Consider the following 8,874-nt stretch of genomic DNA (forward strand, 5'->3'; position numbering starts at 1 on the left):
CCATGTAACTAGTCGAACTCGGTCAGCATACTTACTTTTAAGTTCTTCTTTAAGAGAGCTAAAATCTATATCTTTATAAATTCTAATTCTATTTACGGCCCTCTTTCTAATTAAGTTTTGAACAACTGGTAGTCTTACCCATACGTTGAACATGTCACTCTCAGGAACATCAGTTCGAACAAACTTGGCAGCATCTACTTGGATAAGCCTTGGAATATCATCCATTAAACTATCTACGTGCGAAGGAGAGATTAAAGAAAATTCATCACCTTCAATAAGTGAAACCTTGTAGGCTAAATCACTACCAACAACAGCGCCTTCATTAAGGTCAGCTTTATGCAAGAATTTAGGTAGTTTTTTACTCGTATCAATACCACGCAAGATTACTGGTGTTATGTAATTGAGCTGCCTTAGTAGTAATTCAATTTCATATTCAAGACTTGGATTATACTGCTTATTTACTAAGTCATTATAAATTGCCGATACTTCATCACTTTCTAGATTATGAATTTCAATAACTGCACTACCATCAACACTCATTGATCTGGTTGTTAGTTTATTTTGAAGTCCACCCATAGTACTCTGCAAAACGAGCAGAGCAAAACTAGAAATAAAAAGACCAACGATTGCTAAAAATAGCAACCGCTGACGTGTCTTTGCTTTAAAAATATACGTTATAAAATAGCGACAAAAGTTTAAGATCATTAATTATGCGTCGTAAAACTTTTTCTTATTCGTAGCTAAATTCTTCAGGTACTCACAAGGAGTGTATCTATCCTTATCAACAGAGGTTGCTCTATCTTCCATCGCTTTAATTAAGCGATCTAGTCCTTCTGAATCTGCATAGCGAAGTAATCCACCTCTAAATGGAGGGAATCCAATACCAAAGATTAAACCTAAATCAACTTCAGCAGCACTTGCTACAATACCATCAGCAAGAACAGTTGCTGCTTCATTGATCATTGGAAGGAAAATTCTCATTTGTATTTCCGTCTCATCCATTTTCTTTTTAGTTTTTGGAAGCATTGCCTGAACTTCTTCGTTAGGCCCTTCTACTTTTCCACGCTTATCGTAAATGTAGAATCCTTTACCATTTTTCTTTCCTAAGAAATTCTTTTCAACTAATTTAGAAGAAAAAGGAGATCCCTTCACTCTATCACCAAGTCCATCATGAATGATCTTTGCAACTTTTTCACCTACATCAATCCCAACTTCATCTAGAAGACGACAAGGACCCATTGGCATACCAAAGTTTAAACATGCATCATCAATGTCTTTCATAGGAACACCTTCTTCTAGAAGGAAACCTGCTTCATTCATAAATGGCATTAAGATTCTATTCACAAGAAAACCAGGTCCATCTTTAACGATGACTGGAGTCTTCTTTGCTTTCATACACCAGTTGTAAAGGGCCTCTAAAGTTTCTGGAGCAACTTTATCATGAGTAATAATCTCTACTAGTGGCATCATATGAACAGGATTAAAGAAGTGAAGACCTGCGAACCTTTCAGGTTTTGTTAGAGCTGTACTCATTTCCTGAACAGATAATGAAGATGTATTCGAAGTGATGACACAATCATCTCTAACCTCACCTTCTAGTTCAGTAAATACACTCTTTTTAATATTCATATTTTCAACAATGGCCTCAATAACAAGATCTACTCTCTTGAAGCCTTCATATCCTAGTTGACCTTGAATAGATCTCTGCTTTCTTTCAAATTCATCACGAGTCATTCTCTTTCTTTTCACAGCTCCCATAAAGTTAGAAGAAGACTGCTTAAACCCAAGCTCTAGGGCCTCAGTTGAAAGATCTTTCATGATAGGCGCCATATTATTGCTGGCCATAAGCCAAGCAATTCCACCACCCATTGTACCAGCACCTAGAGCGGCACCTTTTTTAAGTCTTGGAAGCTTTCCAGAACTTTCTGGACCAGCGTACTTCTTAGCAATTTCAGTCATAAAGAAGATATGCTGTAAGTTCTTTGATTGCTCACTTACACATAACTCTCCAAAAGCTTGAGACTCTGAAGAAAGGTAGCTTGATCTTCCCTTCATGATTCCAGCTTCCATAACATCTAAAATCTTTAATGGAGCTTGATAGAAACCTTTTGTTTTCTTAAGAACACTCTCTCTAGCTTTTTGAAAGATAATCTTTTTTGCAAAAAAGTTATCGCTCGCCATACTCTCAAGAGACTCTTTTATTCCACCTTTTTTCTCATCACCACTAAAGTGAAAGATGGCCATCTTTTTAATTCTTTCTTTTGGATAAACACCAGCAACAAGACCTAGTCTTTTTGCTTTCTTGGCCTTTAACATTTTCCCAGTAAGGATCACATCTAATGACTTTGGAAGACCTATCTTTCTTGGAAGTCTATACGTCCCACCAAAACCAGGAATAAGTCCTAACTTAACCTCAGGAAGACCTAACATAGTCCCCTTATCATCCGAGGCCACTATTGCCTTACAAGCAAGAGATAGCTCTAGACCACCACCAAGACAAACACCATGAACAGCTGCTACAGTAGGGACTTTTAAATCTTCAATCTTATTGAAAATTGTTTGTCCCGCTTCGGCCCCATGTGCACCGTCACTCTCTGTTTTCATTGATGAGATAAGGTTGATATCTGCTCCAGCAAGGAAACATCTATCTTTATGAGACCAAAAGATAACTCCTTTAAGAGATTTATCTTTATGAAGCTCGTCTAATCTATCAGACAATTCTTGAAGAGTTTCCTCATCTAGTGTTGTCATGGACTTATCACAGTTATAACCAAAACCGAGATAAGCTATATTTTCTTCTATTTCAAAACTTATTTTCTTTGATTCCATAATTAAACCTTACTTGATTAAATTTTCGATAATACAGGCGCCACCTTGCCCACCACCAATACATAGTGAAGCAACTCCGTACTTGCCTTTTCTTCTCTTGAGCTCATGCATAAGAGTTACAATCAATCTTGATCCAGTAGATCCTACCGGGTGACCAAGAGCAATTGCTCCACCATTCACATTTAGCTTCTCTTCAGAAATGTCACCTAATGCATTTTCAAGACCGAATCTCTTCGCTATTTCTGCATTACTAGATGCTTCAGTTACCGCCATTAATTGAGCAGCAAAAGCTTCATTAATTTCGAAAAGGTCCATATCATTTACACCAAGACCAGTTCTCTTAAAAACACCGTCCATAGCAAGTAGTGGACCCATCCCCATTCTCTCAGGCTCTAAACCATGAAAGTGAAAATCAATCATTTTTGCAATTGGTTTTAAATTATATTTTTTAACCGCTTCTTCAGAAGCAAACATAAGAGCTGATCCACCATCAGTGATTGGACAAGAGTTACCAACAGTAACTGTTCCAGATCTTTTTTCAAAGTATGGCTTCATTTTTCCAAGACCTTCAACTGTAGAGTTTCCTCTTGGACCAACATCTTTAGATAAAATTTTAGCTAGCTTCTCACCATATAAAAGTGGAAGTATTTCATCATCAAACTTTCCAGCTTCAGTTGCTGCAATGGCCTTGTGATGAGACTTATTTGCGTACTCATCTTGTTGCTCTCTAGTGAGACCAAACTCTCTTGCAAGAACCTCTGCAGTTTGTCCCATATTTAATCCACAAAAAGGATCTGTAAGACCTTGTTCTATGGCAATAATTGGAGATAGAAATGGAGGTCTAAAACTACTCACAGCTTTTAATTTATCTGAGACTGTTCTAGACTTCATGACATTTACAAAAAGCTCTGTCATTTCTTTATTATAGATTAGAGGCATCTGCGACATTGACTCTACACCACCAGCAATAATCACATCACATCTACCAGATGCGATTTTCATAAAAGCTTGTGAGACTGCTTCCATTCCTGAAGCACAATTTCTATGTACAGAATAAGCTGAAGTCTTTTTATCTAGACCTGCCTCAAGTGCAATAACTCTAGAAATATTTGGATACTTTGCAGGAGTCCCTGTGTTTCCAAAAATTACTTCATCTACTTCGTTGTACGGAATAGAAGTATTGTCCATCATGTGTCTTACTAAGTACGCTCCCAAAAAAGGCGCATCCACATCTTTTAAATCTGTGCCTGCCTTCGCATGAGGTGAGCGTTTGCCATCAATAATGTAAACTGGTTTCATGGCCATTTTTACTCCTCTAATTTTAAATTATTTAAGAATTATAGAGAAAATTGTAGATGAAAATAGGATAAAGGGGAAGAAGTAAAAGGTGTGTTTAACATAAAAAAAAAGGGAGAGAGGCGCCACACCACTCTCCCTTCTAAGAGAAGAAAATTTCAATAAACACCGACCTTTTCAGACCAGTATCTATTTATTAAAACTTAATTAGTAAACCTGCATTTAGACTCATGTTGTCAGCTTTTTCGATAGCTGATCCAACGTTTTCAAGTCTTACTTGATCAGGGTTATAGTAACCTGTAGAAGTCGTAGAGCTTGAAGAGTTGAAAGAGTCTCCAAAACCTTTTTGGTATTTAAATTCAAGTACTGCACCAATTGTGTCTGTGAAATGAATTTCAGAACCTGCTAGTGCCGCCCCTGAAACATAAGAAGAAGAAAAGTCTTCGTTACCTAGTGTTACAGAGTTGTAGTTATACTGCTGGTTATCTTCGTATGCTAGGCTATGTCTATTGTAACCAAGCCCTAAACCAACATATGGTCTAATTGTACTTGAAGTCGACATAAAGAACTTAGAGTTTACTTCAAGATTAAGTCTTGAGTAATCCATCTCTCTACCTTGACCGTAAGTATTGTAGTAACCAGAGTTATAATATGGGTTATAAGTAGTATTATTATTATAATAATAACTTGATGAGCCAGAGTACTGGTTAGCAGTATCTGTAATTCCCATCTGTGCATAACCAACCGAGAGCCCGACACTAAATCTGTCAGTGATTTGGTTCTCAACAGTTAAATTTATATTTGCACTTGATTCAAGCTCAAGTCCATTCTCACCACTAATAGTCATCAGACCAACAGTAGGGATAACTTTATTCTTATTTACTTCTTTAACTACAGGTGCTGGAGCTGGCGCAGGAGCAACAACAGTTTTAACTGGTGCAGCTTGTTGAGTACCAACGCTATCAATTGCCATTGCCTGAGCGTTAAATGCTTTTTGAAGTTTCTTAGCAAGTCTTTGCTCTTCTTGAAGACGCATATCTTCAATCTTTTTAGAAACCATTTGCTCGTTTCTTTCTTCGAGCTTCTTTCTAAGCTTTGCCATTCTGTCGGCTGCAGTCTCTTGCTTTGGAGCATTGAATGATCCATCGATATCGATCTGCTCTGAGCTAAGTACTGATTCAGTGTCACTTAGTAGAGGATCACCTTGTGCCATAACGGCCTGTGAAGTTAATCCAAAGAACATCAGCATTAATAATGTTTTCTTTGTGTGGCGTGTTTTCATAATTTTCTCCTTAAGGTTCAATACAAAATGTACAGAACATTGCTTTTTTTAAAATAACGCATAAAGTCATAATTAATACGTTTATATCAAACTGAGGGAAAATGGGAAGTATATTGCTGTGCGTGTGTATTATTTACACGAATAGAACAACGGGCAATGCCTAAGAGCCTAGAATTAGGTAGGTGATTATCTCTTTATAGTGAAGTATCTAAGGTCTTCAACGTTAAAGCTTCGTTGAAAAGAGCATACAATGGCGGTCGAATTTGGAGCACAATTTTGAGCGTCACCTAAAATCGAGGACTTAACAATCTGTAGTACAGAGCCCATAATTGTCACCATAACGGCGATCAACATGACATATTCAACAGAAGTTTGTCCTTTATTGGACTTTAAAGTAATCATACAACCATTATATAGCAATTTGGCCACAACTCATGGGGAAATTTTAACCTAAAGGAATTGCTGGGTCTCTTTAATATCAACTAGTGTAGTGAAGAGTCCTAGATGTGAGTCTTTATAAGGTCCAAAATAGAAGACATTATTTAGCTTCTTTTTAATGATTGGATTAGAGGTATCATAAATACGCACTCTCTTAGGTAGCTGGATACCATTTTTGATCCTACCAACAGTCCCCTCTGCCACAAAGACTTCATCGCCAAATTCAAAATCAGAAGTAATAGAATAATTTCTAATCCCAGGAATCAGTTCACGAAGATCATTCTTTAGCCAAGAAGTTAAATCCTTTAAGAAGAAAGATATTTTTTGTCCCTTCTTTTTTAATACATATTGCTCAACATGACATGTGTGCCCAGACTTCTCAAGCACTATAAGTGCGTAATTAGTTCCAATACGATTATTCTTAGAAAGTATATAAATGCCATCTTGAAGATTAGAGTTTTCATCAATCAATACTTTGCTTGTGACATTTTTATAGCATTTATTATCTGGAAAAACTTTTAGTGGGAGCTTCTCAGGAATTCCTCCGAGTAAAGAAACACGAGCGGGGTGAATAATTCCTTCAAAGCTTGCGAGCTCAATACTCCATGGGCTTTCTTTATAGAACTTCCATTCACGAACATGAGTTCTCTTAAGCTGACCACCTCGCTCTTCAAAAATATTTTTCAATTCAGCGTTTATTTTATCTTCTTGTAATTTATAAAACGGAGAAACTAACGAGTGAAAGAGATGAAAAATTTCTATCTCACTAGACTTTAAAGACATACGACTTTGAAAGAACGCCTTAGCAGAGTAAAGAAATGTCTTATACTCCCAGTGCTTACTCTCTTGAATATAGAGTTCTTCTACATTGGATTTGAATAATAGAAAAAGCTCTTTAATCGTTGCTGGACAATGGTTTAAAAATGTCTCTAAAGAAATACTTTGCAGACTACTAAACCTACAAGTATTTTGACCCACACGATGACAAAAGCTTAAGAACTCACTATTAACTTTATCTTTAAATTCTTGAGTGTTTGTGAAAGCGACTTCTCCATTTGGCTTTAAAAATAAGAGAGGGAACTTTCTACAAAGCTCCATTAAATTATCAAATGGACTTCTTCCAAGATGTACAATTGATTGGTCTGCGTGAAAATGCAAAGAAGTCTGAGTTAAGTATCTATCTAAGTTGATAAAAGGCTCAACCTTACTATCCTCTCCCCAAGTCTTTAAGAAAGATCTTTCTAACTCACTAACTTGGCGGCCAAAAAGAGCTCCGTACTTAAGTCTTTCATCGTCGAGCATAAGAACTTTCTTATTCTTAGCAAGTAGATCAAAGCTTAATAGGTAGGATAAATAATTGTGGCCAATAAGGGCCATATCTACATTTTTTTCTAACATTAAAAACGTTCCATCATTTCAGTAAAGCTACTTTTATAAAAGTTAATTAACTTATCGCGCTTATCTATTTCTAATTCTCTATTATAATCAACTATTGAGCTAGAAATTTCTTCTAAATTCTCAATAACTACAACATCATTAGGAGACTCTTTCTTTATAAAGTCAAACTCAGTGGATCTAAATATTTTAGGACCACAATACACTCTAGATCCAGCAAGATATGGCTCTAAAACAGAGTGTATACTTCTTCCATGTCCACCACCAACAAGAACATGTCCAAAGAGTGAGTAGCTCTCAAGTAGAATTCCTGGAGTCGCATTAAAATAAACTTCTCCTGATCTATACTCGTCAACTTCATTGGCATTAACTAATTTCAAAGAGGGAGCAATAGTGTTGAATGCTTTAGATAGATTAAGTAATGACTCTTTAGACAAAGAGTGTGGAGCTATCACGACTAGAAACTCTCCAGACTTTACTTTATTGACTAGATCAATATCTTTGAAAATATTTAACTCTACTTCCCAAGCTGAACCAATGATTAAATTACTCTTAACATCTCTATTTTTTAAAATACTAAAGTAATTATCTAAAGACCTCTTTTCTAAGAACTTAGACTCTGATTGCTCAAGCCTAGAAGCGATTTGTAAAAGTCTAAATTCAAAAGCTGTCACATTAAAATCTGCGGAAAGTTTGAGAAAGTTTTGTCTCTCTATATCTGAAGCAGCAACAATGTAATCAAAACAACTATAAAGACCTAAAGTAAAGGCCTTCTTTATACCTGTTAATCTCTTTCCTTTAAGTGAGGCCGATAAAAGAATAAAATCTACATCTTCTCTAGCACCATAGAGCATAAGCTCGCTAAAGAAGTCATAGCGGCACATGAAGAGCTTCTTTGCAGTAACCCACCTTCTAAAACTATTACTTGGAAAACTCAAAAGAGGCATCCTAAGAAGATTCAAGTTTTCATACTTAGCAGCAAGTAATTTGCACTTTCTAGTGACAGAATTAGAAGTATAGACAAGCTCTATAAAGTTACCTTGGTCTAGAAAATACTGAATAAGGGGTAGGGCCTGCTCGAGTTCCCCCTCGCTTGATACATGAAAACAATGGGTTGCAACTCTATCTGTATTTTTAAACGAGTCTATCACTTCACCGTTTTCAAACTCTTTACGCATCTTTATAAAGGAGAAAAACGGACCTAGTACAACCGATAAGGGGTACAAAAGGTACTGGATAGTAAGAATTACTCTTTGAATAGCTAGATAAGTGTTCAACATCATATAAAAATATTCTCAAAATGGTGTCAAACTGTCATTATTTAAGTTTCAACCTATCTAATGCCTGTCTAAACTGGTCAGAATATAACTTTTTCTTACATTTACAAGTAAGAAACATACTTCTGACAAAAATCTATTGATAATCCAACAAAAAATTGGGACAAATGACCATTGAAAAAATTGAACTAGATTTTATGAAGGAGAGAATTCAATGAAACTTACGAAAATGCTTGCTCTTATGGCAATCTTTTCTGTTATGACTGCAAATGCTGCAGACGCAACAGCCACAGCAGAAACAACGGCCACGACAACAACTTCAACAAGTTCTATCAAAGGTATCTATAATAAAATCAA

At 36.2% G+C, this 8,874-nt stretch carries 7 protein-coding genes; all 7 read right to left on the reverse strand.

All coding sequences use genetic code 11. The annotated features are described in order from the left end of the window. The coding region (locus ABX784_RS13590; RefSeq protein ID WP_372655600.1) for a hypothetical protein at window positions 1-705 on the reverse strand (705 nt) is incomplete at its 3' end. Between the two features lie 3 nt (window positions 706-708). Continuing rightward, window positions 709-2,829: a 3-hydroxyacyl-CoA dehydrogenase NAD-binding domain-containing protein gene (locus ABX784_RS13595; RefSeq protein WP_372655601.1), complete on the reverse strand. Its 2,121-nt coding sequence runs from the start codon at window positions 2,827-2,829 to the stop codon at window positions 709-711. A 9-nt stretch (window positions 2,830-2,838) separates the two neighbouring features. Continuing rightward, window positions 2,839-4,134, reverse strand: a complete 1,296-nt coding sequence (locus ABX784_RS13600; protein WP_372655602.1) for an acetyl-CoA C-acyltransferase — start codon at window positions 4,132-4,134, stop codon at window positions 2,839-2,841. 187 nt (window positions 4,135-4,321) lie between these two features. Continuing rightward, window positions 4,322-5,407 carry a hypothetical protein gene (locus ABX784_RS13605; protein ID WP_372655603.1) on the reverse strand — a complete coding sequence of 362 codons (1,086 nt, stop codon included), beginning with the start codon at window positions 5,405-5,407 and terminating at the stop codon, window positions 4,322-4,324. Between the two features lie 186 nt (window positions 5,408-5,593). After that, window positions 5,594-5,809 carry a hypothetical protein gene (locus ABX784_RS13610; RefSeq protein ID WP_372655604.1) on the reverse strand — a complete coding sequence of 72 codons (216 nt, stop codon included), beginning with the start codon at window positions 5,807-5,809 and terminating at the stop codon, window positions 5,594-5,596. Between the two features lie 48 nt (window positions 5,810-5,857). Continuing rightward, window positions 5,858-7,243: a hypothetical protein gene (locus ABX784_RS13615; protein ID WP_372655605.1), complete on the reverse strand. Its 1,386-nt coding sequence runs from the start codon at window positions 7,241-7,243 to the stop codon at window positions 5,858-5,860. After that, complete coding sequence (locus ABX784_RS13620; RefSeq protein WP_372655606.1) at window positions 7,243-8,418, reverse strand: glycosyltransferase N-terminal domain-containing protein; 1,176 nt, start codon at window positions 8,416-8,418, stop codon at window positions 7,243-7,245. The genes ABX784_RS13615 and ABX784_RS13620 overlap by 1 nt, the downstream gene beginning before the upstream one ends. Window positions 8,419-8,874 lie beyond the last annotated feature (456 nt).

Source organism: Halobacteriovorax sp., from assembly GCF_041587335.1.
GTDB lineage: Bacteria > Bdellovibrionota > Bacteriovoracia > Bacteriovoracales > Bacteriovoracaceae > Halobacteriovorax.

Bases quoted from the DNA above. Each gene is read 5' to 3' on its own strand.
- ABX784_RS13615 (WP_372655605.1), bottom strand. From the start codon at position 7,243: ATGTTAGAAAAAAATGTAGATATGGCCCTTATTGGCCACAATTATTTA.
- ABX784_RS13600 (WP_372655602.1), bottom strand. From the start codon at position 4,134: ATGGCCATGAAACCAGTTTACATTATTGATGGCAAACGCTCACCTCAT.
- ABX784_RS13595 (WP_372655601.1), bottom strand. From the start codon at position 2,829: ATGGAATCAAAGAAAATAAGTTTTGAAATAGAAGAAAATATAGCTTAT.
- ABX784_RS13620 (WP_372655606.1), bottom strand. From the start codon at position 8,418: ATGCGTAAAGAGTTTGAAAACGGTGAAGTGATAGACTCGTTTAAAAAT.
- ABX784_RS13610 (WP_372655604.1), bottom strand. From the start codon at position 5,809: ATGATTACTTTAAAGTCCAATAAAGGACAAACTTCTGTTGAATATGTC.
- ABX784_RS13605 (WP_372655603.1), bottom strand. From the start codon at position 5,407: ATGAAAACACGCCACACAAAGAAAACATTATTAATGCTGATGTTCTTT.